This window comes from Mesorhizobium sp. B2-3-6, assembly GCF_006442305.1.
Classification (GTDB): Bacteria; Pseudomonadota; Alphaproteobacteria; order Rhizobiales; family Rhizobiaceae; genus Mesorhizobium.
Window position 1 is genome coordinate 416,259 of the sequence record NZ_VFVW01000004.1, and the last position, 25,084, is coordinate 441,342.

The 25,084-nt window shown below is 63.2% G+C and carries 23 protein-coding genes; 15 read left to right on the plus strand and 8 right to left on the minus strand.

What is annotated here, in order from left to right; all coding sequences use genetic code 11:
• The first annotated feature begins 3 nt into the window (after positions 1–3).
• Genes FJ953_RS14585 through lpxK form a run of 4 tightly spaced genes read left to right on the plus strand, consistent with a single transcriptional unit; the run spans position 4 to position 3,392 of the window.
• Positions 4–249: a DUF4170 domain-containing protein gene (locus tag FJ953_RS14585; protein WP_140494203.1), complete on the plus strand. Its 246-nt coding sequence runs from the start codon at positions 4–6 to the stop codon at positions 247–249.
• 5 nt (positions 250–254) lie between these two features.
• Positions 255–1,046 carry a lysophospholipid acyltransferase family protein gene (locus FJ953_RS14590; protein WP_140521674.1) on the plus strand — a complete coding sequence of 264 codons (792 nt, stop codon included), beginning with the start codon at positions 255–257 and terminating at the stop codon, positions 1,044–1,046.
• The gene (waaA, locus tag FJ953_RS14595; RefSeq protein ID WP_140624611.1) at positions 1,043–2,359 is read left to right on the plus strand and encodes a lipid IV(A) 3-deoxy-D-manno-octulosonic acid transferase; all 1,317 of its coding nucleotides are present in this window, start codon (positions 1,043–1,045) and stop codon (positions 2,357–2,359) included. Before FJ953_RS14590 ends, waaA begins: the two co-directional genes overlap by 4 nt.
• A gap of 1 nt (position 2,360) precedes the next feature.
• On the plus strand, positions 2,361–3,392 hold the full coding sequence (gene lpxK, locus FJ953_RS14600) for a tetraacyldisaccharide 4'-kinase (RefSeq protein ID WP_140515566.1): 1,032 nt from the start codon (positions 2,361–2,363) through the stop codon (positions 3,390–3,392).
• A gap of 92 nt (positions 3,393–3,484) precedes the next feature.
• On the opposite strand, the gene FJ953_RS14605 is transcribed toward lpxK, so the two are convergent.
• A complete protein-coding gene (locus tag FJ953_RS14605) occupies positions 3,485–3,718 on the minus strand; it encodes a DUF2093 domain-containing protein (RefSeq protein WP_140494196.1) in 234 nt (77 codons plus the stop codon).
• Positions 3,719–3,875: 157 nt separating this feature from the next.
• On the opposite strand from FJ953_RS14605, the gene FJ953_RS14610 reads away from it, so the two are divergent.
• Positions 3,876–4,433: a hypothetical protein gene (locus tag FJ953_RS14610; RefSeq protein WP_246674811.1), complete on the plus strand. Its 558-nt coding sequence runs from the start codon at positions 3,876–3,878 to the stop codon at positions 4,431–4,433.
• A 116-nt stretch (positions 4,434–4,549) separates the two neighbouring features.
• On the opposite strand, the gene FJ953_RS14615 is transcribed toward FJ953_RS14610, so the two are convergent.
• Positions 4,550–5,476: a LysR family transcriptional regulator gene (locus tag FJ953_RS14615; protein WP_140624613.1), complete on the minus strand. Its 927-nt coding sequence runs from the start codon at positions 5,474–5,476 to the stop codon at positions 4,550–4,552.
• Between the two features lie 93 nt (positions 5,477–5,569).
• On the opposite strand from FJ953_RS14615, the gene FJ953_RS14620 reads away from it, so the two are divergent.
• The gene (locus FJ953_RS14620; RefSeq protein ID WP_140624614.1) at positions 5,570–6,463 is read left to right on the plus strand and encodes an EamA family transporter; all 894 of its coding nucleotides are present in this window, start codon (positions 5,570–5,572) and stop codon (positions 6,461–6,463) included.
• Between the two features lie 120 nt (positions 6,464–6,583).
• Positions 6,584–7,342: a hypothetical protein gene (locus FJ953_RS14625; RefSeq protein ID WP_140624615.1), complete on the plus strand. Its 759-nt coding sequence runs from the start codon at positions 6,584–6,586 to the stop codon at positions 7,340–7,342.
• A gap of 37 nt (positions 7,343–7,379) precedes the next feature.
• Here FJ953_RS14625 and mutL read toward each other — a convergent pair whose 3' ends face one another.
• Both mutL and FJ953_RS14635 read right to left on the minus strand, forming a co-directional pair.
• Positions 7,380–9,257 carry a DNA mismatch repair endonuclease MutL gene (gene mutL, locus FJ953_RS14630; protein ID WP_140624616.1) on the minus strand — a complete coding sequence of 626 codons (1,878 nt, stop codon included), beginning with the start codon at positions 9,255–9,257 and terminating at the stop codon, positions 7,380–7,382.
• A 67-nt stretch (positions 9,258–9,324) separates the two neighbouring features.
• Positions 9,325–10,227: a LysR substrate-binding domain-containing protein gene (locus FJ953_RS14635; RefSeq protein ID WP_140494187.1), complete on the minus strand. Its 903-nt coding sequence runs from the start codon at positions 10,225–10,227 to the stop codon at positions 9,325–9,327.
• A gap of 92 nt (positions 10,228–10,319) precedes the next feature.
• On the opposite strand from FJ953_RS14635, the gene FJ953_RS14640 reads away from it, so the two are divergent.
• From FJ953_RS14640 to FJ953_RS14660, 5 genes are all read left to right on the plus strand, one after another.
• Positions 10,320–11,867, plus strand: coding sequence for a trimethylamine methyltransferase family protein (locus FJ953_RS14640; RefSeq protein WP_140624617.1), 1,548 nt, complete (start codon positions 10,320–10,322; stop codon positions 11,865–11,867).
• A 40-nt stretch (positions 11,868–11,907) separates the two neighbouring features.
• Positions 11,908–13,557: an ABC transporter substrate-binding protein gene (locus FJ953_RS14645; RefSeq protein WP_140624618.1), complete on the plus strand. Its 1,650-nt coding sequence runs from the start codon at positions 11,908–11,910 to the stop codon at positions 13,555–13,557.
• A gap of 117 nt (positions 13,558–13,674) precedes the next feature.
• Positions 13,675–15,657, plus strand: a complete 1,983-nt coding sequence (locus FJ953_RS14650; RefSeq protein WP_140624619.1) for an FAD-dependent oxidoreductase — start codon at positions 13,675–13,677, stop codon at positions 15,655–15,657.
• Between the two features lie 140 nt (positions 15,658–15,797).
• A complete protein-coding gene (locus FJ953_RS14655) occupies positions 15,798–16,277 on the plus strand; it encodes a DUF3828 domain-containing protein (protein WP_140624620.1) in 480 nt (159 codons plus the stop codon).
• 4 nt (positions 16,278–16,281) lie between these two features.
• A complete protein-coding gene (locus tag FJ953_RS14660; protein WP_140624621.1) occupies positions 16,282–16,887 on the plus strand; it encodes a hypothetical protein in 606 nt (201 codons plus the stop codon).
• A 9-nt stretch (positions 16,888–16,896) separates the two neighbouring features.
• On the opposite strand, the gene queF is transcribed toward FJ953_RS14660, so the two are convergent.
• Positions 16,897–17,358, minus strand: coding sequence for a preQ(1) synthase (gene queF, locus FJ953_RS14665; protein ID WP_140515582.1), 462 nt, complete (start codon positions 17,356–17,358; stop codon positions 16,897–16,899).
• A gap of 141 nt (positions 17,359–17,499) precedes the next feature.
• Between queF and FJ953_RS14670 the strand changes: the two genes are divergently transcribed.
• Positions 17,500–19,545 (plus strand): NADH:flavin oxidoreductase, encoded by a 2,046-nt coding sequence (locus FJ953_RS14670; protein WP_140624622.1) that lies wholly within the window; start codon positions 17,500–17,502, stop codon positions 19,543–19,545.
• Between the two features lie 126 nt (positions 19,546–19,671).
• On the opposite strand, the gene FJ953_RS14675 is transcribed toward FJ953_RS14670, so the two are convergent.
• A complete protein-coding gene (locus FJ953_RS14675; protein WP_140521694.1) occupies positions 19,672–20,079 on the minus strand; it encodes a hypothetical protein in 408 nt (135 codons plus the stop codon).
• Between the two features lie 146 nt (positions 20,080–20,225).
• Between FJ953_RS14675 and FJ953_RS14680 the strand changes: the two genes are divergently transcribed.
• The gene (locus tag FJ953_RS14680; protein ID WP_224655784.1) at positions 20,226–20,624 is read left to right on the plus strand and encodes a MarR family winged helix-turn-helix transcriptional regulator; all 399 of its coding nucleotides are present in this window, start codon (positions 20,226–20,228) and stop codon (positions 20,622–20,624) included.
• Between the two features lie 67 nt (positions 20,625–20,691).
• On the opposite strand, the gene FJ953_RS14685 is transcribed toward FJ953_RS14680, so the two are convergent.
• Positions 20,692–21,426 (minus strand): polysaccharide deacetylase family protein, encoded by a 735-nt coding sequence (locus tag FJ953_RS14685; protein WP_140557067.1) that lies wholly within the window; start codon positions 21,424–21,426, stop codon positions 20,692–20,694.
• A 72-nt stretch (positions 21,427–21,498) separates the two neighbouring features.
• Complete coding sequence (locus FJ953_RS14690; protein ID WP_140494180.1) at positions 21,499–23,571, minus strand: EAL domain-containing protein; 2,073 nt, start codon at positions 23,569–23,571, stop codon at positions 21,499–21,501.
• A 307-nt stretch (positions 23,572–23,878) separates the two neighbouring features.
• Between FJ953_RS14690 and FJ953_RS14695 the strand changes: the two genes are divergently transcribed.
• The gene (locus tag FJ953_RS14695; RefSeq protein ID WP_140494178.1) at positions 23,879–25,066 is read left to right on the plus strand and encodes a glycine C-acetyltransferase; all 1,188 of its coding nucleotides are present in this window, start codon (positions 23,879–23,881) and stop codon (positions 25,064–25,066) included.
• Positions 25,067–25,084 lie beyond the last annotated feature (18 nt).

The window sequence follows — 25,084 nt, forward strand, 5'->3', positions numbered from 1 at the left end:
GAAATGGCCGCGGAAGACGGAAAGAAACAGCTTTTGCACCTGGTGTTCGGCGGCGAACTGAAGAAGCTTGGCGGCACCGAATTCCGCGATCTTGACGCGCTCGACATCGTCGGCATCTATCCCGACTATCAATCCGCCCATACGGCATGGAAAGCCAAGGCGCAGGCCAGCGTGGACAATGCCCATATGCGTTATTTCGTCGTGCACCTGCATCGGCTCCTGGACCCCGACCACAAGGCTGTCGGTTGACTTCGATGGATAATGATCTGGCGAAAGCGCCGCCCGGCCAGGCTACGCCGACGGGCAGGGGCCGCAGCCGCGCCACCAAGGCCTTCTGGCGCAGGATCCGCAAGCCGCTGGCGCAGTCGCGATTCGTCAAAAACATCATCGTCGGCCTGCTGGCGCAGTTCGTTCGGCTGGTGCGCCTGACCAACCGCGTCGTCGACGGCTCGGCGAAATTGACCGGCGGTGCCTATGCCCAGTTCGAGCCCGGCATCATTGCGCTCTGGCACGGCCAGCATCTGTTGACGCCGGCCTACTACCCCAAGGGCAGGCCGCTCGTCGCCATGGTGTCGCGCAGTGCCGATGCCGAACTCAACGCCCTGATGATCGAGAGATTCGGCATCGAGGCCGTACGCGGCTCCGGCGGGCGCGATAATGCCAAACATCTCGACAAGGGCGGCGCCAAGGCATTGATCGCCCTGAAAAAGTCGCTCGTCGCCGGCAAGAACGTCGCCATGATCGCTGACATCCCCCATGGCACGCCGCGCGATGCGGGGCTTGGCATCGTGCTCCTGGCGCGGCTCTCCGGCCGGCCGATCCTGCCGGCGGCCATTGCCACCAGCCGCCGCAAGGTGCTGGAGAAGAGCTGGGACAAGACGACCATCAACCTGCCGTTCGGCCGCTCGTCCATCATCATCGGTACACCGGTTTTCGTGCCGGCCAATGCCGATGACGCCGAGATGGAGCGCAAGCGCCTCGAAGTGACGGCCTCGCTCAATGCCGCGACCGCCGAGGCCTACCGTCTCGTGGATGCCCCGCGATGAGCGGTCGCTGGGCGCGTACCATGCTGACGGCATATCGTTTGGCGGGCGCTGTCGCCTATCCGCTGGTCGGACCCTATGTTGCCTGGCGCACCTCGCGCGGCAAGGAAGACCGCAACCGCCGCCGCGAACGCTACGGCGTCGCCGGCCGGCCTCGCCCCGATGGGCCTGTTATCTGGATCCACGCCGCGAGCGTCGGCGAAACCATAGCTGTCGTTCCCCTGGTCGAGAGCATACTCGACTACGGCGTCAATATCGTGCTGACGACCGGCACCGTAACGTCGGCCAAGGTCGCCGACGAGAGATTGGGCGACCGCATCATCCACCAGTATGTGCCGCTCGACCTCAAGCCGGCGGTCAGCCGTTTCCTCGACCACTGGAAGCCGGATCTGGCGATCATCGCCGAATCGGAGATCTGGCCGATGACGATTCTCGAGCTTGGCGCCCGCCACGTGCCGCAGGTTCTGGTCAATGGCAGGCTGTCCGACCGCTCCTTCACGTCCTGGAAGAAGCGCCCCAACATCGCCGAGGCGCTGTTCGAGAACCTTGCCCATGTCGTTGCCCAGTCCGATGTCGACGGCGAGCGTTTCCGCGCGCTCGGCGCCCGGCCGGTAACCGTTTCCGGCAATCTCAAGGTCGACACCAACCCGCCGCCCGTCAACGAACGGGCGCTGGCCACCTTGCAGCGGCAGATTGGCGGCCGTCCGACCTGGGCGGCGATCTCGACCCATGACGGCGAGGAAGTGGTTGCCGCCGAGGTTCATGCGATGCTGCACAAGCGTCACCACGGCCTGCTGACGATCGTCGTCCCGCGCCATCCCGACCGCGCCGGGGCCCTGGCCGAGCAGATTTCCGGCATGGGCCTCAAGGTAGCGCGGCGCAGCAAGGCCGACAGGATCGGGCCCGATGTCGACATCCTGCTCGGCGATACGATCGGCGAGATGGGACTCTATCTCAGGATGACCGAGATCGCCTTTGTCGGCCGTTCGCTCACCTCTGAAGGCGGCCAGAACCCGCTCGAGCCAGCCATGCTCGAGACGGCGGTCCTTGCCGGACGCAACGTGCAGAATTTCCGCGAGGCCTACCAGCGCCTGCTCGACAGCGGCGGCGCCAAGCTGGTGCGCGACCGCGACATGCTGGCCGGTGCGGTCAACTTCCTGCTCACCAACGAAGTCGCGCGCCATGAGATGATGGCGGCCGGCGCCGCGACCGTCGATGAGATGCGCGGCGCGCTGGCGCGCACGCTGAAGTCGCTTGAGCCCTATATCCAGCCGCTGGTCGTCAAGGCGCGCCTGAAGGGCGCGAACGGGCGGTAAAATGGCCTCCGAAGCACCGCCGTTCTGGTGGGAGGAGCCGGACTGGCGCGTTTTCGCGCTGTCGCCGCTGTCGGCCGCCTATGCATTCGTCGCCGGCCGTGGCATGCGGCGGGCCAGGCGCGAGAAGATCGAAGCGCCGGTTCTGTGCATCGGCAATTTCACCGTCGGCGGGACGGGCAAGACGCCGGTGGCGATCGCCATGGCCGAACACGCCAGGCGCATGCGGCTCAAACCCGGTTTCCTCTCGCGCGGCCATGGGGGCTCCTTCGCCGAGCCGCATGTCGTCGACATCAAACACGACAGCGCCAGGCATGTCGGTGACGAGCCGCTGCTGCTGGCCGAACACGCGCCCGTGGCAGTGACGCCGCACCGCGCTGCCGGAGCACGGCTGCTCATGGAAAACCATGGCTGCGATTTCCTGATCATGGATGACGGTTTCCAGAGCGCGCGCATCCATATCGACTATGCGCTGGTCGTCGTCGACGCGCGCTACGGCATTGGCAACGGCCGTGTCATCCCGGGCGGACCGCTCAGGGCCAGGGTCGTCGATCAGCTGGTCTTCACCAGCGGGTTGCTGAAGATGGGTGACGGCACCGCCGCCGACGCGGTGGTGCGCCAGGCGGCGCGCGCCGGCCGGCCGATCTTCGAGGCTCACACCGAGCCGAGCGGCAAGGAGCGCCTCGCCGGCAAACGTTATCTTGCCTTCGCCGGCATCGGCCACCCCGAGAAATTCTTCGACACGGTAGAGGAGGCCGGCGGCGAGGTGGCTTTGAAGCGGCCGTTTCCGGATCATCATTTCTACGCCGAGGATGAGCTTGCTGAACTGGCGGCCACCGCGCGCGCCGAAGGGCTCGGCCTCATCACCACCGCCAAGGATGCCGCCCGGCTGCGCCACGGCGCTTCGAAGGACTTTCTCGATCGTCTCGACGTGCTGGAAATCGACGCGGTCTTCGAACTCGACCACGTTCCCGAACGTATCATCGAGGAGACGCTCGATGCCTGGCGCCAGCGTAAGCTTAAGCTTAAGGGCTAAGGCGTTCAGCCTTCGATGGAATCGCCGACCCGCTCTGCTTCTTGGTTTTTACGCAACGGCGGACAGAAACGGCTGCGCATTCCGGGATTTGCTCAGCTTCGCTTGCGCAATTCCGGATGCGCCTCGATCTCGCGGCGCAATGAGGCCGCGGCGTTGATGTAGGGCTCCTGCCTCTCAACGCTCCAGTACTTCAGCTCGTCGAGCGGAATGCTTTCGCCGGTCACCGCGCAGCGCACGAACGCGCCCGGGCTCGTCACCTGGAAGTCGCCGTCGAGATAGCGAATACGGGCTTCCTTGCCGCCGGGGCCTTCGAAACGGTTCATCATGCTTTGGTGCCGAGCTTCATGCCGAGTTCATCGCCACAAATTGCCGGCAAGGTCAAGCATGGGACAAGCTCGAGGCAATGCTGATATCCTATTTGATGAGCCGAAGAGTACCATTGGTGGGGACATGATGGACATTTCTTCCGCTCGGCTGGCTTCCTTGCTCAAGGAGGCGATGACGCCGCAGGCGGTGCCGCCGGCGAAACCCGATGTGCTCAAGGCAGCGCTGGTCAAGGTGGCCTTGCGACCGCCGCTACCGGTCTTGCGCCCGCAACCGGCCTTGGAAGCGTTGGCGGCCCTGCCGCCCGCGTCGGCCGAGACGTCGCAGCAATTGGCCGCACCGCAGATCGTACGGGCCTATCAGGCGGCGATGGAGCCGGACATGGACACCGCCGAAAAGGCCGTTTCCGAGATTTCGGCGCGTAAGCAGGCGTCGCCAGGTGACGAGGCTCAGCGCGGCGTGCCAGTGGCCGTCACAAGAGCCGAAGACGGCGGCGCTGCCCGGCCCGCGCCGCTCTCGTGGCCGGCGTTCGTCCCGCCGCGGGTATCCGTCGTGCAAAAGGCGTCAGCCGACAATGTGGTGCCGGGGTGCATGACCGGCCAACCAAAGGGAGCCGCACCGGGGAATCGCGAACAAGGCGCGGTCGGCATCGGCCCCATCGCAACGGGCCTGCTGGTTGCCGCGCTCATTGCATTTGTCTGGTTGGCCATTCGCTAAAGCAAGTGTGTACGGTTTTCCCGGGAAACGCGCGTAGCGCTTTCCCTATGGAATTGCGCAAAACAAAGACATAGAGCGGTTCGCCGTTTCCGTGAAACGGTGAACTGCTCTGAAACCTACGTGTCGGCTTCGATGAAGTGTTCGATCTTTTCCGCCGACACACCGGCCTGCGCCGCGATGCGGCGCGACAGGTCGGCGGCAGCGGCGCGGGGCCTCCCGGCGGGACGATCTAGCCAGTAGGAGACGGGATTGAGCACAACGCGGTCGTCGACGGCCACGACGCGCCCCGACCGTATCTGGTGTTCGGTGAGCGGCGGGCGCGCCAGGGCGATGCCCAGGCTGTGCGCCGCGGCATCGAGCACCAGATTGTAGTCTTCGAAGCGGCGATCCTGCGGGCGCGGCCGGTAATCCATGTCCCGCGCGGCGAACCAGGCGCGCCAGCCGGATGCGTCGGAATCGTTGATCAGCGGGAATTTGAGCAGCCGGGCCGGGTCGCCGCCACCGATCTCAGGCGCGAGGCTCGGCGAGGCGATCGGAAACAGATACTCCTCGAACAACTGCATCGAAACGCGGCCCGGGATGCGGCCGCGTCCGCAGCGCACCGACAGATCGATGCCTTCGTCGGCGAGATCGGCCTGGCGGTTGTCGACATCCAGCACGATGCGCAGGCGGGTGGGATCATTCTCAAGCGCCGCCATGCGTGGCATCAGCCATAGGCCGCTTACCGAGGGGATCGAAGCCAGCCGCACCACTGCGGTGCCGCGCGGTTCAACCCAACGGTCCGAATTGACCGAGATCAACGCGAAGGCTTCTGTGGTCCTGAGATGCAGGCGATTGCCTTCGTTCGTCAGCGTCACGCCGCGCGCCCCGCGTTCGAAAACCTTCAGGCCAAGCCAGTCCTCCAGCTTGGCAATCTGCCGGCTGACAGCGCCATGGGTAAGGTGGAGCCTCTGCGCGGCTGCCGAAAAACTCCCCGTGCGTGCCGCTGCATCGAAGGCGCGCAGTGTCTCGAGCGGCAAGATGCCGTCTAAGCTGTGATCCATAGTCACAGCTGACCCTCGATTTGGTCGTTTGTCAATTGGTCCGAAAAAGCGTTTTCTCCCCATCGAGAGGCGAAAGAACGGGAGGACGATGAGATGAGGGCGATGACGAGCACGTTGAATCCAGCACAGCGGATGGACACCACCGCGGCCGTAGCGGTGGCGCTGACGGTGATTGGCTGGGCCTCCGCCTTTCCGGCGATCCGGGCTGGCCTCGCCGCGTTCGGGCCGCTCGAACTCGGCGCCCTGCGCTTTGCCATCGCCGCGGTACCTGCGGCGATCTTCCTTGCTGTCAGGCGGCCGACGCTGCCGCGCATAGGCGAGTTGTGGCGCCTGGCCTTTGGCGGCGCCGTTTTCGTCGCGCTCTACACCGCCATGCTCAATTTCGGCGAACTGACGGTTTCGGCCGGTGCTGCCGGATTCATCATCAATGTCAGCCCGATCTTCACCGCCATCATGGCGATGGCGCTGCTCGGCGAACGATTCTCGACGATGGCCTGGGTCGGTACTGCCATTTCCTTCAGCGGCATCGGCATTATCGCCATGGCCGACGGACAGGGCCTGCATTTCGACACGGGTGCGCTTCTGGTGCTGGGATCGGCGCTCTGTTCGGCCGTCAACACCATCGTGCAGAAGCCGCTGTTCGCCCGTCACCATCCACTGACCATCGCGGCCTCGAACATGGTGCTCGGCGCGCTCTGCCTGGCGCCCTTCCTGCCGGCAGCTTTCTCGCAGGCGGCGGTCGCCGATATGGCGGGGCTGGGCGCTGTCATCTATCTCGGCGTCGTGCCGAGCCTGATCGCCTATGCCGCCTGGGCGACGGCGCTTTCGCGCTTGCCTGCGGCGCGTGCCTCGAACTTCCTTTATCTGGTCTCTCCCATGTCCGCCCTGATCGGCTTCTTCTGGCTGGGCGAAGTCCCGACGCTGCTCGGCCTGCTTGGCGGCGCGCTGGCGCTAGGGGGCGTCATCGTAGTGAATTTGAAGCGATAAATCAGAGAGTTGCGGCTGTTTCCCGAATCAAATCCACAAGTCGCGCTGCTTCAACCGACAGCCCCTGTGATACGGGCATAAGGCGCGCTATCCTGATTTGCGCTGATGGAGGGGCTCGGGATGGGAAGAGCGTTCGTGGCCGCGTTTTTCTGCTTGCTGCTGCTGAGCGAAGAAGCTGTCGCCGGCTGGTATCACGTGGAGAACTACGAAGGGTCGATAGGGCCCGATCCCGTTCATTTATCGCTTCAGACATATGACAGCTTCGGCAGCGGCATAACGGTCGAGGGAAGCTACTTCTACGACGCCGGGCAGAGTCCGATCGCGCTCTATGGCACGGTCAGCGGCACCAAGCTCTCGCTGTGCGCGATTTCGGACGACCAAGAATTTGAACGCATCATGGTGATGGGATCGAAGACACCAGTCGATACCACGAATTGCCCGCTTTCCCTCGACATCGGCGAAAGCGGTGCGAGAGGGACCTGGCGCAAAGGCGCGGACAAATTTCCGGTCACGCTGAAGAAGGTTGCAAGCCTGGACGACACGGGCGAGGCGAAACTCGACGGAACTGTCGAAATTCCCTTTTGGGCTGAGACCGCTGCCGACCGGTTTGCCGGACTTTACACAAACACCGGTTCAGGGATTTGCATGACGAAAATGCAGGTCATCAAGAAGACCAGCGGCAAGGTCGTCCAGCAAATCCCTTTCGATGACGATGGTTGCGATGCGGGCATGTTGATGACGCCTATATACATGAACGTCCAGAAATGGGTGGAGCGTCGCAAGGACATCATCTCCGTGAACTTTCGTGGCGGCGGCAACGGACACACGATGGATTACATTTTCAATCGTTCCGCCAGGAAATACCAGCAAAAGAAGTGACCGATGGCGCCCGGCCTTGCCGACATAGGGCCAAACTTCACCGCCGCCCGAACAGCCTTTCGATGTCCGCCAGCTTGAGTTCGATATAGGTCGGGCGGCCGTGGTTGCAGGTGCCGGAGCCGGGCGTGGCCTCCATCTGGCGCAGCAGCGCGTTCATCTCCTCGGCCTTGAGCAGGCGGCCGGAACGCACTGAACCATGGCAGGCCATGGTCGCCGCGATTTTGTCCAGCCTTTCCTTCAGCGTGTCGACGGTGTCGTTGTCGGCGATCTCGTCGGCGAGGTCGCGCACCAATTGCTGGACGTTGGTCTCGCCCAGCATCGACGGTGTCTCGCGCACGGCCACGGCGCCCGGCCCGAAACGCTCGATGCCGAGCCCGAAGCGGGCGAGCGTTTCGGAATGCGTGGCGAGCCGTTCGGCATCCTCTTCAGGCAGGTCGACGATCTCCGGCAGAAGCAGCATCTGCGACGGCACGGCGCGCGCGTGCAGCGCGTTCTTCAACGCCTCGTAGACCAGCCGCTCATGCGCGGCATGCTGGTCGACGATGACAAGTGAGTCCCTGGTCTGGGCGACGATGTAGTTCTCATGCACCTGCGCCCGTGCCGCACCGAGCACCGTGCCAAGCAGCGTCTCCGCCGCTTCGCCCTGTCCTGCGCGGGCGTCGGCGCTGGCGATCGGGCCGGCATCGAACGCCGCCTGCTCGTTTTCGCCGAACCCGCCGTTTCGTTCGAATCCTGAACCCTGGAACTCCATGTCGAGTGGCCGTTGCGGCGAGCGTGCGCGGTCGAAACCGGCAGAGCCCGAGGCGCGGTAGGCCGCTTCGTAGCTGCGGTGACCATTGGCCGGGCCGCCATGGGCGTATGACGCCGCTCCCGGCCGGAACGCCGCCATCATGCCGGCGGCACCGGAAGTGGCGGCGCGGATGCCGGCTTCGCCAAGCGCCTGACGGATGGCGCCGACGATCAGCCCGCGCACCAGGCCGGGGTCGCGGAAGCGGACATCGGCCTTGGCTGGGTGGACATTGACGTCGACGATCGCCGGGTCGAGTGTCAGGAAAAGCACCGTGACCGCATGGCGGTCGCGTGGCAGGACGTCGGCGAAGGCGCCTCTGATAGCGCCGGCGATCAGCTTGTCGCGCACTGGCCGGCCATTGACATAGGCATATTGCTGCAGCGCGTTGGCGCGGGTGAAGGACGGGATCGATACATGACCGGTCAGGTGCACGCCTTCGCGCATCGCATCGATGGCAATGGAATTGTCGGGAAACTCGACCCCCATCACCTGGGCGATGCGGCGCAGGCTGCCTTCCGCGCTGTCATCGGTCGCCGGCAATTCCAGCGTCGAGCGGTCGGAACCGGTGAGCGTGAAGCGAACGGTCGGAAAGGCGATCGCGATGCGCTTGACCACGTCGCTGGTCGCCGAGCTTTCGGCGCGCTCGCCTTTCATGAATTTCAGCCTTGCCGGGGTGGCGAAGAAAAGGTCGCGCACCTCCACGGTGGTGCCGCGATTGGCCGCCGCCGGCCTGACGGGCGAGATCCTGCCGCCCTCGATGCCGATCTCGGCGGCGCTGTCGCTTGCCGCCGTGCGCGAGCGGATCGACAGCCGCGACACCGAGCCGATCGATGGCAGCGCCTCGCCGCGAAAGCCGAGCGAGCGGATGTCGTGGATGTCTTCGGCAAGCTTGGAGGTGCAATGGCGTGCAATCGCCAGCGAAAGCTCCTGTTCGGGGATGCCGAAGCCGTCATCGGTGACACGGATCAGGTTCAACCCGCCGCCTGACGTGACGACCTCGACTTTTCCTGCACCGGCATCAAGCGCGTTCTCGACCAGTTCCTTCACCACGCTTGCCGGACGCTCGATGACTTCGCCGGCGGCGATCTGGTTGATCATCGTTTCAGAAAGCTGGCGTATGGGCATGGTGACAGTATAGGCGGATTCGTGCCGAGCGGGCGAGGGTGAAGTACGGTGAAAACAGTGAACGACCTCACGCTTGCGCTGCCAGCCAATCCCGTACCTTGCGGGCATTCTCGCTAAGCTCCCGGTTCCTCGGCCAGATGACATAGAACGCCTTGCCGGTCTTGAGCACATGGTCCGTCACCGGCACCAGCAGTCCCGTCGAGAGCATCCGCTCGGCAAGGTGGCGCCAGCCGAGCGCGATGCCTTGCCCTTCCATGACGCCCTGGATTACCAGCCCGTAGTCGTTGATGCGCAGGCCGCGCGCGGTATCGCCGAGACGGGCGCCAGCCGATTCGAACCACTCATTCCAGCTCGCCGCCTCCCGATAGGGCTCCTCAAGATGGATGAGACGGTGCGTGGCCAGTTCCGCGACCGATTTGGGCAGGCCGAACTTCGCCGCGTAGCTGGTGCCGGCGACGGGAAAGATCTCTTCGTCGGCAAGCGGCAGCGAATGATAGTCCTGCCAGTCCCTCGGTTCGCCGCCGCGCACGGCAAGCGGGATGCCCTCTGCGATGATGTCGAGGTCGCGGTCGGCGGTCTGGATGCGCAGATCAATGCCCGGCAGTTCGTCGCGGAACTGCTGCAGCCGCGGCATCATCCAGAAGGAGCCGAACGCAGTCGAGGCGGCAAGCGTCACGTGGCCTCCGGTCGCCTGCAGGCGCAGATCCTCCGCCGACTTTCGGATGTGGGACAGGCCCAGCGAAACGTCGGCGTGGAAACGCTCGCCGGCCTCCGTCAGGCTGACCTGCCGGTGACGGCGCTGGAACAGCTTGGCGCCGAGCTGTTCCTCCAGCCCGCGCACCGCGTAGGAAACGGCGGCCTGGGTCATGCCGAGCTCTCGCCCGGCGGCGGTGAAGCTCGACAGGCGGCCCGCCGCCTCGAAGACGATCAGGCTGCCGGCCGAGGGCAGGAGGTGGCGCAGGTTTCGCATAAGCAGAGCTTATACAAGAGATCAGGATTTTCCAGCGTCACATTCCTGTTTTGTGCGTCTAGGCTGCGAGGTATAAGAGGAATGGAGTTGCCATGAACGCACCGGCCGCTGTGACCGAACACTCCAATCGTCGAGCCGGCGGCCGCCTGGGGCGCAAGGCGCTGCGGGGAGCTCCGGTAACGTCGTTTCCGACACTGGTCCGCCAAATCCCCGTCTATCAGATGGTGCCGGACGAGGCAGTGGAACTCATACACCAGGAATCGCTCGCCATCCTGGAGGACGTCGGATGCGAGTTCCGCGACGATGAGGCCATCGAAATGTGGAAGGCCGCCGGCGCGGACGTCTCCGAGACAAGAGTGCGGATCGACCGCGCCTTGCTGATGGAGCTCGTCTCGAAGGTGCCGTCGGAGTTCACGCTCAACGCGCGCAACCCTGAGCGTACGGTGCGCGTGGGCGGAAAGAATTCCATCTTCGTGCCGATGTATGGCGCGCCTTATGTGCGTGACCTCGACAATGTCAGGCGCTACGGCACGCTCGCCGACCTCAACAATTTCCACAAGCTCGCCTACATGGCGCCGGCCCTGCATTCCTCGAGCTCGATCATCTGCGAGCCGATGGAAATAGCGGTGCCCAAGCGTCACCTCCACATCATCCATTCGGCGCTGAAGCATTCCGACAAGCCGTTCATGGGCATCGTGACTTCCAAGGATCGGGCGGAAGACACGATGGCGATGGCGGGCATCGTGTTCGGTGAGGATTACGTGCGCGACAACCCTGTGCTGGTGTCGATCACCAACTGCAATTCACCGCTGGTATGGGATGCCACCATGCTGGATGCGATGAAGGTCTATGCCCGTCACAATCAGCCGCTGATCCTGGCGCCCTTCGCGCTGTGCGGCGCCTCGACCTCGGCCTCGGCCGTGGGCGCGGTGGCGCAGGTCAATGCCGAGGCGCTTGCCGGTGTAGCGTTCACCCAGCTCCTGCGTCCGGGCTCGCCTCAAATCTACGGCCAGTTCATGGTCACGGTCGACATGAAGACCGGCGCTCCGATGGGCGGCACGCCGGAGGCCGCGCAGATGATGTACCTGATGGGCGCGCTGGCACGGAAATACGGCCTGCCGTGGCGCACGTCCGGCTTCCATGTCGGCTCGAAGCTGAACGATGCCCAGGCCGGCTACGAGGCGAACATGCTTATGCATGCCGCCATCCTTGCCGGCGCCAACTACATCTGGCACTCGGCCGGATGGCTCGAGGCGGGTCTCACCTGCGGCTATTCGAAATTCGCGACCGACTGCGAACAGCTCGTCGGCTGGTACAAATATGCCGGCGGGCTGCCGTTCGACGATTTCAAGGAAGCGATGGCCGCCATCCGCGAGGTGGGGCCGCAGGGCCATTTCCTCGGCACACAGCACACGCTCGAGCATTTCGAGCGAGCCTTCTTCATGCCCAGCATCATGGATTTCAACTCCTACGAACAGTGGAAGGCCGAAGGGGCGAAGGACCATGACACGCGCGGCCGCGAGAAAGCGCGCAACATGCTGGCCGATTATGAGGAGCCGAAGCTCGATGAGGGCATCGCAGACGGTCTCAGGGATTTTATCGCGCTGCGCGAGGAGAAACTGCCGGACAGCGTTAGCTGACAGGACGAAGATCTGACGGGAACCACAAGGGAGGAAAAAAATGACGCTTTTCAAAAGCAATGGTGATCGTGTTCCAAGCGCCATAGAGGCGATGGCAAAGGAGGCGCGTGCGGGTCGGATCGACCGACGCGAATTCCTGGCGCTGGCAAGCGCCTTCGGGGCATCGACGGCTCTGGCCTATGGCATGATCGGTCTTGCCGCGCCGACGAACGCCTTGGCCGAGGAGCCGAAGAAGGGCGGAACGCTGCATGTCTCGATGTCGGTGAAGGCGCAGAAGGATCCGCGCACCTATGACTGGGTTGAGCTTGCCAACATCTCGCGCACCTGGCTGGAGCCGCTTGTGCGCTATACCAGGCAGTTCACCTTCGAGCCGGTGCTGCTCGAAAGCTGGGACATCAACGACGACGCCACCGAATATACGCTGCACGTGCGCAAGGGCATCACCTGGAACAATGGCGATACCTTCAACGCCGATGATGTGGTGCACAATGTGACGCGCTGGTGCGAGAAGGGCGTCGCCGGCAACTCCATGGCCGCGCGTGTCGGCGCGCTGATCGACGCCAAGACCGGCAAGGCAAGGGACGGCGCGATCACCAAGATCGACGACAACACGGTCAAGCTGAAGCTCTCCGAGCCCGACATTTCGCTGATCCCGAACTTCACCGACTATCCGGCGCTCGTCGTCCACCGCAATTTCGATGCCGATGGCGCCGATCCGATCAAGAAGCCGATCGGCACCGGACCCTTCGAGCTGGTCTCTTACGATGTTGGCCAGAAGGCTGTCGTCAAGCGCCGCGAGAACGGCAAATGGTGGGGCGGCGAAGCTCCGCTCGACGGCGTCGAATTCATCGACTACGGCACCGACTTCAACGCCACGGTGAATGCCTTCGATTCCGGCGAAATCGACCTCAATTTCGAGTCGCCCGCCGATTTTATCGACATCCTCGACAAGATGGGGCTGGAGAAATCGGAGGTGGCGACCGCGACCACCCTGGTTGCGCGCACCAACGTCACGCACAAACCCTACGACGACAAGCGTGTTCGCAACGCGCTCCAGATGGCGGTCGACAACAACGCGGTGCTGCAGCTTGGCTATAGCGGTCGCGGCACGGTCGGCGAAAACCACCATGTCAGCCCCATCCATCCGGAATATTACCCACTGCCCAAGAAGGAGCGTGATGCCGCTGGCGCCAAGAAGCTGATGGCGGAGGCGGGGCAGGCCGATTTCGAGCATGAGCTGATCACCATCGAGGACGATTGGCAGAAGAACACCGGCGATGCCATCGCGGGCCAGCTTCGCGAGGCCGGCATCAAGGTGAAACGGACGGTGCTGCCGGGCTCGACGTTCTGGAACGACTGGACGAAATATCCCTATTCGATGACGATCTGGTACATGCGCCCGCTCGGCGTCCAGGTGCTGGCGCTCGGCTATCGCACCGGCGAGGCCTGGAATGAATCGGCGTATTCGAATCCCGATTTCGACGCCAAGCTCAAGCAGGCGCTATCGCTGATCGACGTCGCCAAGCGCAAGGAGGTGATGAAGGATGTCGAGCAGATCCTCCAGGATTCCGGCGTCATCATCCAGCCGTTCTGGCAGAAGCTCTACAGTCATACGAGCAAGAAGGTGAAGAACTACGGCGTCCACCAGACCTTCGAAATGGACCTCCAGAACGTCTGGCTGGACGCCTAGCTGCAATGGTTGGCGAATGCCGGCACCCTTTCAGGTGCCGGCTGTCCGGTAAAAATCGATTTTGGCCGCGGGCGCTGGCGCTCGGGTGCTGCCGCTAAGGCTTATGAGGAGCGGTACATGTCTGGGCAGGTCTTCAACCGGTTGTTCACGCCGATTGCTCTGCGCGGCAAGACCTTACGCAACAGGATCGTGTTCGGAGCCCATACCGCGAACATGGCGGTAGAGGGACTGCCGACAGAACGGCATGTCGGCTATTATGCCGAACGCGCTATCGGCGGCGCGGGCATGATCGTCGTCGAGCCGATGCCGGTGCACCGGGCCGCGGTTCTTACCCGCGGCAACTTCCGTCCTTCCGACGACAGCGTGATCCCCCATTTCCGCAAAGTGACGGAAGCGATCCGCGGCAATGGCGCCGTCGCCATCCAGCAGCTCTATCATGTCGGTCAGCACGCGGACGCGGACAACTCGTTCCATGCCGGCTGGTCCCCTTCCGGACTGCCGAGTTATCACGACTCTGACGGTTCGCATCGAATGTCCGAAGCCGAGATCGAAGAAACGATCGACGGTTTCGTACAGGCGGCGCGCCGTTGCCGCGAGGCCGGTTTCGACGGCGTCGAGGTCTGGGCGGCGTATCATTCGATGCTGGACCAGTTCTGGACGCCCTGGTCGAATCGCCGCGACGACCGGTGGGGCGGCAGCCTTCAAAATCGCACCCGGATGAGCCGTGAGGTGATGAGCAGAATTCGCCGGGAATGCGGCGATGATTTCATCATCGGCCTTGCGGTCAACGACGAACCGGAAGTCGAAGTGGCGCTGAAGCGCGAAGCATTGACCGAGATAATCGACCTCCACGACCGCGATGCTTTGATGGATTATGTGACTTGTGGAACGGGCTCCTACTTCGATTTCTACAAAATCATCCCGACCTTTGTTTATCCGGAAAAGCTCGGCGCCGACCTGGCGTCCGTGCTCAAATCCACCGTGCGCCACGCGTTGGTCACCGCCGAGAGTCACATCCGTATCCCGCAGAATGCCGAAAGTGTGCTGAGCGAAGGCCACGCTGATCTGGTTTCCATCGTGCGGGGGCAGATCGCCGATCCGCACCTGGCTGCAAAGGCCGCCGCCGGACGGCCGGAAGACATTCGCGGGTGCCTGTCCTGCAACCAGATGTGCTGGGGCCGACGCAGCCGCGACTACTGGATCAGCTGCGTCATCAATCCCTCGGCGGGGCGGGAATGGGAATGGGGCGGAGATCGCTTCGCCCCGGCTAGCCAACCCAAGCGCGTACTGGTCGTCGGCGGCGGTCCCGCCGGCCTCGAAGCGGCGCGTGTAGCAGCCGAACGCGGTCATCGTGTCACGCTGGCCGAGGCTTCCGACCGTCTTGGGGGGCAGTTCCGCCTTGCGGGGCTGCAACCGCGCCGCGCCCAGATTCTGGATCTGATCGACTGGTACCAGCGCCAGCTCAGCCAGCTTCAGGTCGACGTCCGGTACGGACAATATGTCGAGGCGGAGGATGTCGAGCGCGAAGGCGCGGACCACGTCATCATCGCAACCGGCTCGATGCCGTCAGACGGCGCTTTCCAACGGGCATTGCCGCAGTGGGAAAGCATCCCGGGCGGCGGGCTGGTTCTCTCGGCCGAAGCCGTGATGGCCCGTGAGGCGAGACCAGGCAAAAATGTTATCTTGCTCGACGATGGCGGCAATTGGAAAGGGTGCGGCACCGCCTGGAAACTCGCCGAGGACGGTCACAATGTGACGCTTGTGACACCTGACGCCCTGGTTGGCAAAGAGCTTCAGCGAATGGCAGTCGACGCGCCGCTGCGCCGCGCACTCGCCAGGCTGCGGGTGCGGTTTTTGACCGAGAGCGCCATCGTTCATTGGGACGGGAAGGCCGCCAGGGTCGCTTCCCTGCTCGACGGAACCGAGCAGGACGTCGAAGCCGATGCGCTGATCTTCGCCACGACGAGTATGGCAGCCGACATGCTTTCCATCGAGCTCGACAGGCGCAAAATTGCCCACACGTCGATTGGTGATTGTACCGCCTCAAGGCAGGCGGCTTTTGCCATCCATGATGGACGCAAGGTGGCGCTTGGTCTCTGATCGCAGTCTTGGCACGGGCGCCTGTCGGATGGCCTGCATCGGCGGCGAGCCGCCCTCGGGCTTCATGAGCCGCAAAAAAGCCGATATGCAGGATGCGTGCTACTGGATTGCGCCAAGCCATCAAAAGCCGGAGATTCTGCATGAGACTGACAGTGCTCCTTGCCGCCCTTTCGACGGCCTTTCCCGCTGTCGCCCTGGCCGGTCCGGCGTCGGACGCCGTGAAATTCTTCTATGTTCCGGAGGTCAAGTTCGAGGCCGACGCAAAATACCGGGATCGCTTCACCGAACCGGTGACGAGACTGTTCGACCTCAACGATCAGGCAACGAGGAAGAATCCGGACCAGGTCGCCTGCATCGATTTCGATCCGGGCCTCGATGCGCAGGATTTCGACCAGAAGACCGTCTCCAAGACCCTGAAAGTATCCGAGATGGTGGATGGCGATACTGCCCAGGTGGTGGCGAGCTTCAGTCTCTTTCCGGAAGGAGACGATGCACAACGCGAAATGCATTGGTCGCTGAAGAAGATCGACGGCAAGTGGAGGATATCGGACATCGCATCGAAGACCAGCGACTGGACGCTGAGCCAGCTCGAATGCCTGGCGGGCCAAGATCCGGAGTGATCCGATGGCCCGCCGCTGGTTCCTGGCGCTGTCGGCCGTGTGCATGATGGCGGCGGACTTGGGTGGCGCCGCCGCGCAGGGGCTGCTCGGCGCGCCGCCGGCAAACGCTCCGGCGGCCACCGCGCCCGACGCCAACGGGTCGCCGCCAGCGCCTGCACCTCGCGCAGCCGCCGAGCCGGCAACACCACCGGCTGCCTCGCCGAGCGAACCTGCCGCCCCAATTCAGCCGGGCTCGCCGACAGCTGTGGTCCGGCCATTCTACGACCAGGTCGGCTTGGAGGTCGATCCGTCGCAGCGCCGCCATTTCGTCGATCCGGCGAAAACGGTGCTCGACAAGAGCGATGCGCTGCGCAAATCCGGGCAGGGCGAGTGCCTCGACCCCAACATGGCGCTCGACAATGCCGACTATGATAAGGCCGAGATCGACAAGAGCCTGAAGACGCTCGAGGCGATCAATGGCGACCAGGCCAAGGTCATCGTCGCCTTCGTCGTCGCCGGCAACCCGCACCGCCTTGAGTGGAAGTTCAAAAGGGTCGACGGCGAATGGAAGATATCGGACCTGCTATCGGTGACCGGTGAATGGGCGCTCAGCCAGTACCAATGCGAATAATGGTTCGAGCTAGCCTCGCCCGCGATAGGGCGCCACTCCGGTCTCGGGCAGCCAGGCGCCTTCCGGCGGCGCGCCCGTCTGCCAGAACACATCGATCGGAATGCCGCCGCGTGGATACCAATAGCCGCCGATGCGCAACCATAGCGGGCTCGTTGCCGCCACGATGCGGCGGCCGATCATGACGGTGCAATCCTCATGGAAAGCACCATGATTACGGAACGAGGTCATGAACAGCTTGAGCGACTTCGATTCCACCAGAGCCGCGTCGGGTGCGTAGTCGATGACGATATGGGCGAAATCAGGCTGGCCGGTGACCGGGCACAGCGAGGTGAATTCCGGGCAGGTGAAGCGCACGATGGCCGGCGGGCCGTCGCCGCGCGAAAACGGCACGGTTTCCAGGACCGCCGCTTCCGGGCTCTGTGGCGTCTCGACATGCGCGCCGAGCTGGGTGAGGGTTTTGGTATCGATCATGGACGGCTCCTTGCCTGCCTGTCGCCGGAAGCACGCTTCCATGGCGGTCGGCGCGAACGAAGATTGGAATAAACGCCGCAATCCACTCAGGGGCGGCGCATCTGGCCGCTCAATAACACAATTTGAAACCGCAGGAAGACGATGACCAGCAACGATCCGCTTCTCCAGCCCTATCAGCTCAAGCATCTGACGTTGAAGAACCGGGTGATGTCGACCAGCCACGAGCCTGCCTATTCGGAAGACGGCATGCCCAAGGCGCGGTACCGGCTCTACCACACGGAGAAGGCCAAGGGCGGCATGGCGCTGACAATGACCGCCGGCTCGGCCATCGTTTCACGCGACAGCCCGGCCGCCTTCGGCAATTTGCATCTCTATGATGACGGGATCGTGCCATGGCTCGCGGAACTGACCGACGCCTGCCACGAGCATGAATGCAAGGTGATGATCCAGATCACCCATCTCGGCCGTCGAACCGGTTGGAACAAGGCCGACTGGCTGCCCGTCCTGTCGGCTTCGCCGGTGCGGGAGCCGGCGCATCGCGCCTTTCCCAAGACCATCGAGGATTGGGATATCGAACGCATCGTTTCCGACTATGCTTCCGCCGCCCAGCGCTGCCAGGCCGCCGGTCTCGACGGCATCGAATTCGAGGCTTACGGCCATCTGATGGACGGCTTCTGGTCTCCGTCCACCAACCATCGCGACGACGAGTTCGGCGGCTCGCTCGACAACCGGCTGCGGTTCACCGACATGGTGCTCGACGCCGTGCGGGCGGCCGTCGGCGAAAAATTCGTCGTCGGCATACGCATGGTCGCCGACGAGGATTTTTCGCAAGGCCTGTCGAAAGAGGAGGGCGTCGAGATCGCCAGGCGGCTTGCCTCATCAGGCAAGGTCGATTTCCTCAACATCATCCGGGGCTCGATCGAGACCGACGCGGCACTGACCAAGGTCATTCCGGTGACCGGCATGCGCTCATCGCCGCATCTCGACTTCGCCGGCGAGGTGAGGGCGGCGACGAAATTCCCGACCTTCCACGCGGCGCGAATTTCCGACGTCGCAACTGCGCGCCACGCCATCGCCGCCGGCAAGCTCGACATGGTCGGCATGACCCGCGCCCACATCGCCGATCCGCACATCGTCCGCAAAGTGATGGAAGGGCGCGAGCACGAAATCCGCCCGTGTGTCGGAGCCACCTACTGCCTCGACCGCATCTACGAAGGCGGCGAGGCGCTCTGCGTCCACAATGCGGCGACCGGCCGCGAGGCGGACATTCCGCATATCATCACCAAGGCCGAGGGACCAAAGCGAAAAGTCGTCGTCATCGGCGCTGGTGCAGGCGGACTGGAAATAGCGCGCGTGGCCGCGGAGCGCGGCCATCAGGTGACGGTGCTGGAGGCATCGGGCCAGGCCGGCGGACAGGTCAGGCTGGCGACGCAGAACCCGCGCCGCAAGGAATTGATCGGCATCGTCGACTGGCGGTTGGCCGAACTCGACCGGCTCGGCGTCGAGATCCGCTACGACAGTTGGGCCGAGAAGGACGACGTTCTGGCGTTGTCGCCCGATGTCGTGGTGATCGCCACCGGCGGACTGCCGCAGAATCCGCCGCTGACGGCGGGCGACACTCTTGTCACATCGAGCTGGGACATCATGGCTGGCAGCGTCAAGCCGGCTGAAAACGTGCTGCTCTATGACGACAATGGAGGCCATCAGGGAATGGGCGCTGCGGAACTCGTCGCGGCTGCCGGTTCGAAGCTGGAACTGGTTTCGCCGGAGCGATTCTTCGCGCCGGAAATGGGCGGCATGAACCACGTACCCTACATGCGCGCCTTCCAGGAGAAGGGGGTCACCATCACTATCAACACAAGGCTGCGCTCGGTGCGCCGCGAGGGCAATCAACTGGTTGCCGAGCTTGCCTCCGATTTCGCCGACGGCTGGCGCGGCGAGCGGCGGGTCGACCAGGTGGTGGTCGAGCATGGCACGGCGCCGCTAGACGACCTTTATCTCTCGCTGAAGCCATTGGCGACGAACGGCGGCGCCATAGACTATGAGCGGCTGGTGAGTGGCGGCGACATTTTTCCCGAGCGCAATCCGCAAGGATCTTTCGTGCTGTTCCGCATCGGCGATGCCGTCGCCTCGCGCAACATCCACGCCGCCATCTATGACGGCATCCGGTTCGGGCTAAGGATTTGAAAGGCTGCTGTCGCTAACAATTTCGAGGAGGCGCAACGGAACCTCCGCAAGGAGAGCCATCTGCTGCCTTGGTTCGTTGCGCGCCGCGTACGCCGCCTGCTTGCGCCGGCACCGTACGATTCGTGATCAGAACATTCTGGCGGTGGCCATGCAGAGCACGGTGAGAACCAGCAGCCAGGCGGCGATTCGCTCGCCTTGGGCCATCTTCGCGCGCAGGGCAGGTTCGGTGGCCGCGTCGGCGCCAGCAAGCTGCGTGCTGGTGCGGCGGACCATGGTGCTGAGCACTCCAGCCGCGGCGAAAGCGGCAACGATGCCGAGGGCCAGCACCATTTCCATCGAGCCGAAATAGGCACCATGGAAAAAATACCAGAGCAGCGCACCGGTGAGAAACACCATGCCGGCCGCTCCCATTTGCGGTCCAATGAAGCGTTCAGCCCGGATCTCGGGGTCGCGCGCCAGCGTGATGGTGGTGCCGGCCCAGAACACCCCCGCCATGACGTGAAGACCGATGGTGATGATGTAGACATATTGCATACCAGCTCTCCTCTCTTGCCCGCCGTCGCCTAAATAGTTAGATATCTAACTGTTAGATGTCAATGTATAAATGAGTGCCAGTTCCATCCGTGGAAAACACCGTCTAGTGTCTTGCCATGACGCCCTTTGAACGCCCGCCGGTCGGCATGAATCTCGGCCGCACCGCCAAGCTTGTTGCACAGGCCTTCGACACCGCGTTGGTTGAAGCGGGCGGCACGTTGCCCGTCTGGCTTACTCTGCTGTCGGTCAAATCGAGCGAGCTAGCCAACCAGCGCGAGCTCGCCGGAATGATCGGCATACAGGGAGCGACGCTCACCCATCATCTAAACGCGATGGAGGCGCAAGGATTGCTGACGCGCCGCCGCGATCCCGTCAACCGCCGGGTCCATCTGGTCGAATTGACAGAGGCCGGAGAAGCGATGTTCGAGACACTGCGCAAGGCGGCGCTTGCCTTCGACAAGCGGCTGCGCGTGGGCCTGTCAGACGACAGGCTGGCGGAGTTTGCGCAAGTGCTGGCGACCTTGCGGGCCAACGTGGAAAGCTGACGATGTCCAAGGCGCGCCGCGTGAATCTCTTCGACACTACGCGCTGTAGGAAAGCCGGATCACCGCCTCAGTCGTCATAACTCTGGATTGTCCCAAAGGCATAGCCGCGCTGCTTCAGCGCGGTAATCAGCATGGCCAGTTTCGTCTTGCCGTCGAAGCCGTCCTGGAACATCTCGTCATGCATGAGCAGGATCATCTTTCCGTGCTTGACGAAGCGGCCATAGCCGAACAGGTGATCGATCTCGCTGACCAGGTGGTCGACGCTCTGCACCGGCTTGCCTGTGTCGTCATGCACCCACTCATGGTCCCAGCCATAGAGATAGAAGCCGGAAGCGGCGACGAATTCGTAGTCCGGCTCCTCCCGGCCTTCCTGCGCAAGGCCGAGCGAGGTGTCGTTCTTCGACATTGAGGGCAGTCTGAACACGTCGCGCCCAGGCAGCCTCGCATGAACCGCCGGAGCGAGCCCGAGCACGGCGTTGGCCCGCAGCATGTCTGCCACCACGCCTTCCGTATCGGCATAGAAATGTTGGTAGCGGTTGTTGGCGTGGCTGTAGCTGTGATTTCCGACCGTCACCAGCGGCAGAGCTTTTGCGCGTCTGACTAATGCCTTGTTGCCCGCGCTCGCCTGCGCATGCATGCCGACCATGAACAACGTCGCCGGCACCTGCTGCGCTTCCAGCACGTCGAGGATGTTGCTGGTGCCGTTCAGCGGTCCGTCATCGAAAGTCAGATAGATGGTGCGATCCACTGCATAAGCGGGAAATGCGGCGAGCATGGTCAGCAAAGCAAGCAGAAGCGGCATCGGGACTACCCGTTTGCGATCGTCACAGGGCGCCATCTCGGTGATGAGTTGTCAAGCGCGGGTGAGGGCTGCCTACGCCAGGCTTCCCTGCAGCACCGTTAGCCTGGCCTTCTTCGGCATGCGGGCGCTCAGCCAGTCACGGGCTTTGTCCTGCGGCATCGGGAAGGCGATGGAGTAGCCCTGCACCTGGTCGCATCCGATGGCCATCAGTGAATCGAGTTCGGCTTCGGTCTCGGCGCCCTCCGCGACGATCGAGATACCAAGGCCGCGCGCGAGCTCGGTGATGGCGCGCACGATCTTGGAGTTGTCACCGTTCTCATGGATGTTCTGGACGAAGCGGCGATCGATCTTCAGCCGGTCGATCTCGTTGGGATTGACGTGGCTGAGCGACGCGTAGCCAGTGCCGAAATCGTCGAGCTCAAGATGGACGCCGGCGGCCCTGATATGGCGTAGCTTTGCCGCGATGCCTGTCTTCTCGTCATCGAGAATGACGGATTCGACGATTTCCAGCGACAGTTTCTGCGGCGGCAGGCCGGCCTTCTCAAGCGTCTCGAACAGGAAAGCATCGAAGTCGTGCTCGCGCAATTCGGTTCCGGATACGTTGACCGCAAGTCGTCCGAAAGCAATGCCGTCGCGGTTCCATTCGGCGGCTTCGTTGATCGCCTTGCTGATGACGATGCGGCCGATATCAGGCATGAAACCGCATTTCTCGGCGACGGGAATGAATTCGCCAGGCGAGATCATGCCGCGCTCGGCATGGTTCCAGCGCACCAGCGCCTCGATGCCACTGATCGTGCCGTCGCTCAGTGAAACCTGCGGCTGGAAATAGACCTGGAATGCCTGCTGTGAAATGGCAACCTTGATGTCGTGCTCGAGTTGCTTGCGATAATCGAGTTCGCGACGCAATTCCTCGGAGAAGAACGAGAAATTGCCGCCGCCCATCTTCTTGGCGGAGTAAAGCGCCAGATCGGCGTGAACCAGCAGGTCCTGGGCGTTGTCGGCGTCGATCGGATAGACGGCGATGCCGCCGCTGGCGCCCGGTAGAATGGTCGTGCCCTGGAAGACGATCGGCTCGTTGATGTGCGCAAGAATGCGCCGTGCCAGCATGTTGATGTCTTCGCTGCCGCCGGCGCCGTTGAGGATCATCACGAACTCGTCGCCACCGAGGCGCACGCACAGATCCGACGCCCGACAGGAATCGCGCATGCGCTGGGCCGTGATGACCAGCACATAGTCGCCGGCGGCGTGGCCGAGCGTGTCGTTGATCTGCTTGAACCGGTCGAGATCAAGCTGCACCACCGCAAGACGTTCGCGCCGACGATGCGCGCTCTTGATCAGCGTGTCGAAATGGTCGGTCAGGAATGTGCGGTTGTGCAGACCGGTCAGCCCGTCATGAACGGCGATGAAGGCCATCGAATTGCGCGCATCGACGAGTTCGCGCGTCTTGCGCAGGATCGCGTTTGACATGGGCCGGAAGATGAACAGCGCCACCAGAACGATGACGCCGATCGTGGCGTAAAACAGCGTGCGGTGCAGATCGAGCATCTTTTCGGATCGTTCGTCGGCGAAAGCGCTGATGCGCTGGCCCAGCGCCGAATAGCCCGACAATGTTGCGTTGGCGACCGAGGCGTCGAGGGTGACGCGTTCGTAACCGCCCTTGTAGCCTCCATTGTCGCCGAGTGCGAGTTGGGACGAGAAGGCCGATACCAGGCGTTCGCCATTGGCGACCAGCCCGACGGAAAAATAGTCGAGATGAAAAGGCTTGCCGAAAAGGACGTTCTCGATCGTCTTCGGATCGAGCCTGGCCGGCGACTTTGGATCGGCGGCCGTCTGCTTGAGCAGCAGGTCATAGTTGGTTTCGAACTCCGCCGTCGCCTGCTTGAGCGCGTTGACGAGCGCCGGCTGCTTGTCGCGCGAAGCAGCACCGGTCGCACCGGCGAGGAAGACGATGCGCTGCGACAGCGTCTTTTGCGTGCTGACGATATCGAGCAGCGTATGGTTGTGCCGTTGGGTGGCCATCACCTGCTGCAGCAGGATGAAGGAAGCCACCACCATGGCGGCGATGATCAGCAGCGCCAGCCAATAACCAGCCTTGATCAGCAGTATGAGCTTGCCTGAAACGGTTTGCACCGGCTGCTGCGACATCTTGGGGGGCGGCCCTCTCGCCAACGGATTCCTATATGAGCATCATTGAACTGCAAACATTAACAGGACTGGAAATCGACAGCTGGCCGACAAGGGGAAAGGCTTAAAGGTCGCGAAATGGTTATCGGCCTCTTTCGCGGCCGGTCCGCATTTGAACATTCGCCGGCCCCATGTGATCCGGATCGTCCCTCGAGCCATGCCTGCGGCATCCGTTCGACATTACCCAGCCACCTGATCCGGTCGCTTTTGCGGTGGATTTTTTGTGCGTGCGGGACGACAGTCGGCCCACGTCAAACGAGGCACGATCATGACCGCAGCATTTCTCTCCCATATCGACGGTGAACTTGAGGGGCTCAGATCGGCCGGACTGTACAAGTCCGAGCGGGTGATTTCCTCCACGCAGTCGGCTGAGATCGATGTCGGCGGCGAGAAGGTGCTGAATTTCTGCGCCAACAACTATCTCGGCCTCGCCGACAGCCCCGACCTGCGCGAGGCCGCAAAGCACGCGCTCGACCGCTACGGCTACGGCATGGCTTCGGTGCGTTTCATCTGCGGCACGCAGGAGGAGCACAAGCAGTTGGAAGCGACGATATCGTCCTTCCTCGGCATGGACGACACCATCCTCTACGGCTCCTGCTTCGATGCCAATGGTGGACTGTTCGAGACGCTTCTGGGCGAGGAGGACGCCATCATCTCCGATGCGCTGAACCACGCCTCCATCATCGACGGGGTCAGGCTGTCCAAGGCCAAGCGCTTCCGCTACGCCAACAACGATATGGCGGATCTCGAGGCGCGGCTGAAGGAGGCGAAGGATTGCCGGTTCCGGCTGATCGCCACCGACGGCGTGTTCTCGATGGATGGCATCATCGCCAATCTCGCGGGTGTGTGCGATCTGGCCGAAAAATACGATGCCATGGTCATGGTCGACGACAGTCACGCGGTCGGCTTCGTCGGCAGGAACGGCCGCGGCTCGGCTGAGCATTGCGGCGTCGAGGGCAGGGTCGACATCATCACCGGTACGCTCGGCAAGGCGCTGGGCGGCGCTTCCGGCGGCTACACGTCCGGCAAGAAACAGGTGGTCGACTGGCTGCGCCAGCGCTCGCGGCCCTATCTGTTTTCCAACACGCTGATGCCGGCGATCGCCGGCGCCTCGATCAGAGTGTTCGACATGATCCGCAATGGCGATGCCCTGCGCGAGCGCCTATATGCCAATGCGGAACGGTTTCGGACACAGATGGGGAAGCTCGGCTTCACGCTGGCAGGCGCCGGCCATCCGATCATCCCGGTCATGCTGGGCGATGCCAGCTTGGCGCAGGAGATGGCGGCGCGCATGCTGCAACGCGGCATCTATGTCATCGGCTTCTCCTTCCCGGTGGTGCCCAAGGGCCAGGCGCGCATCCGTACGCAGATGTCGGCTGCGCATTCCAGCGCCGACATTGATCGGGCGGTCGAGGCTTTCGGTGCGGTTGGCAAGGAACTAGGTGTGATTTCCTGAGCGACCGGCGCCGCAAAC

Coding starts and splice junctions, on each gene's coding strand:
- FJ953_RS14585 (WP_140494203.1), top strand. CDS start 4: ATGGCCGCGGAAGACGGAAAGAAACAGCTTTTGCACCTGGTGTTCGGC.
- FJ953_RS14590 (WP_140521674.1), top strand. CDS start 255: ATGGATAATGATCTGGCGAAAGCGCCGCCCGGCCAGGCTACGCCGACG.
- waaA (WP_140624611.1), top strand. CDS start 1,043: ATGAGCGGTCGCTGGGCGCGTACCATGCTGACGGCATATCGTTTGGCG.
- lpxK (WP_140515566.1), top strand. CDS start 2,361: ATGGCCTCCGAAGCACCGCCGTTCTGGTGGGAGGAGCCGGACTGGCGC.
- FJ953_RS14605 (WP_140494196.1), bottom strand. CDS start 3,718: ATGATGAACCGTTTCGAAGGCCCCGGCGGCAAGGAAGCCCGTATTCGC.
- FJ953_RS14615 (WP_140624613.1), bottom strand. CDS start 5,476: ATGGATCACAGCTTAGACGGCATCTTGCCGCTCGAGACACTGCGCGCC.
- FJ953_RS14620 (WP_140624614.1), top strand. CDS start 5,570: ATGAGGGCGATGACGAGCACGTTGAATCCAGCACAGCGGATGGACACC.
- FJ953_RS14625 (WP_140624615.1), top strand. CDS start 6,584: ATGGGAAGAGCGTTCGTGGCCGCGTTTTTCTGCTTGCTGCTGCTGAGC.
- mutL (WP_140624616.1), bottom strand. CDS start 9,257: ATGCCCATACGCCAGCTTTCTGAAACGATGATCAACCAGATCGCCGCC.
- FJ953_RS14635 (WP_140494187.1), bottom strand. CDS start 10,227: ATGCGAAACCTGCGCCACCTCCTGCCCTCGGCCGGCAGCCTGATCGTC.
- FJ953_RS14640 (WP_140624617.1), top strand. CDS start 10,320: ATGAACGCACCGGCCGCTGTGACCGAACACTCCAATCGTCGAGCCGGC.
- FJ953_RS14645 (WP_140624618.1), top strand. CDS start 11,908: ATGACGCTTTTCAAAAGCAATGGTGATCGTGTTCCAAGCGCCATAGAG.
- FJ953_RS14650 (WP_140624619.1), top strand. CDS start 13,675: ATGTCTGGGCAGGTCTTCAACCGGTTGTTCACGCCGATTGCTCTGCGC.
- FJ953_RS14655 (WP_140624620.1), top strand. CDS start 15,798: ATGAGACTGACAGTGCTCCTTGCCGCCCTTTCGACGGCCTTTCCCGCT.
- FJ953_RS14660 (WP_140624621.1), top strand. CDS start 16,282: ATGGCCCGCCGCTGGTTCCTGGCGCTGTCGGCCGTGTGCATGATGGCG.
- queF (WP_140515582.1), bottom strand. CDS start 17,358: ATGATCGATACCAAAACCCTCACCCAGCTCGGCGCGCATGTCGAGACG.
- FJ953_RS14670 (WP_140624622.1), top strand. CDS start 17,500: ATGACCAGCAACGATCCGCTTCTCCAGCCCTATCAGCTCAAGCATCTG.
- FJ953_RS14675 (WP_140521694.1), bottom strand. CDS start 20,079: ATGCAATATGTCTACATCATCACCATCGGTCTTCACGTCATGGCGGGG.
- FJ953_RS14680 (WP_224655784.1), top strand. CDS start 20,226: ATGAATCTCGGCCGCACCGCCAAGCTTGTTGCACAGGCCTTCGACACC.
- FJ953_RS14685 (WP_140557067.1), bottom strand. CDS start 21,426: ATGCCGCTTCTGCTTGCTTTGCTGACCATGCTCGCCGCATTTCCCGCT.
- FJ953_RS14690 (WP_140494180.1), bottom strand. CDS start 23,571: ATGTCGCAGCAGCCGGTGCAAACCGTTTCAGGCAAGCTCATACTGCTG.
- FJ953_RS14695 (WP_140494178.1), top strand. CDS start 23,879: ATGACCGCAGCATTTCTCTCCCATATCGACGGTGAACTTGAGGGGCTC.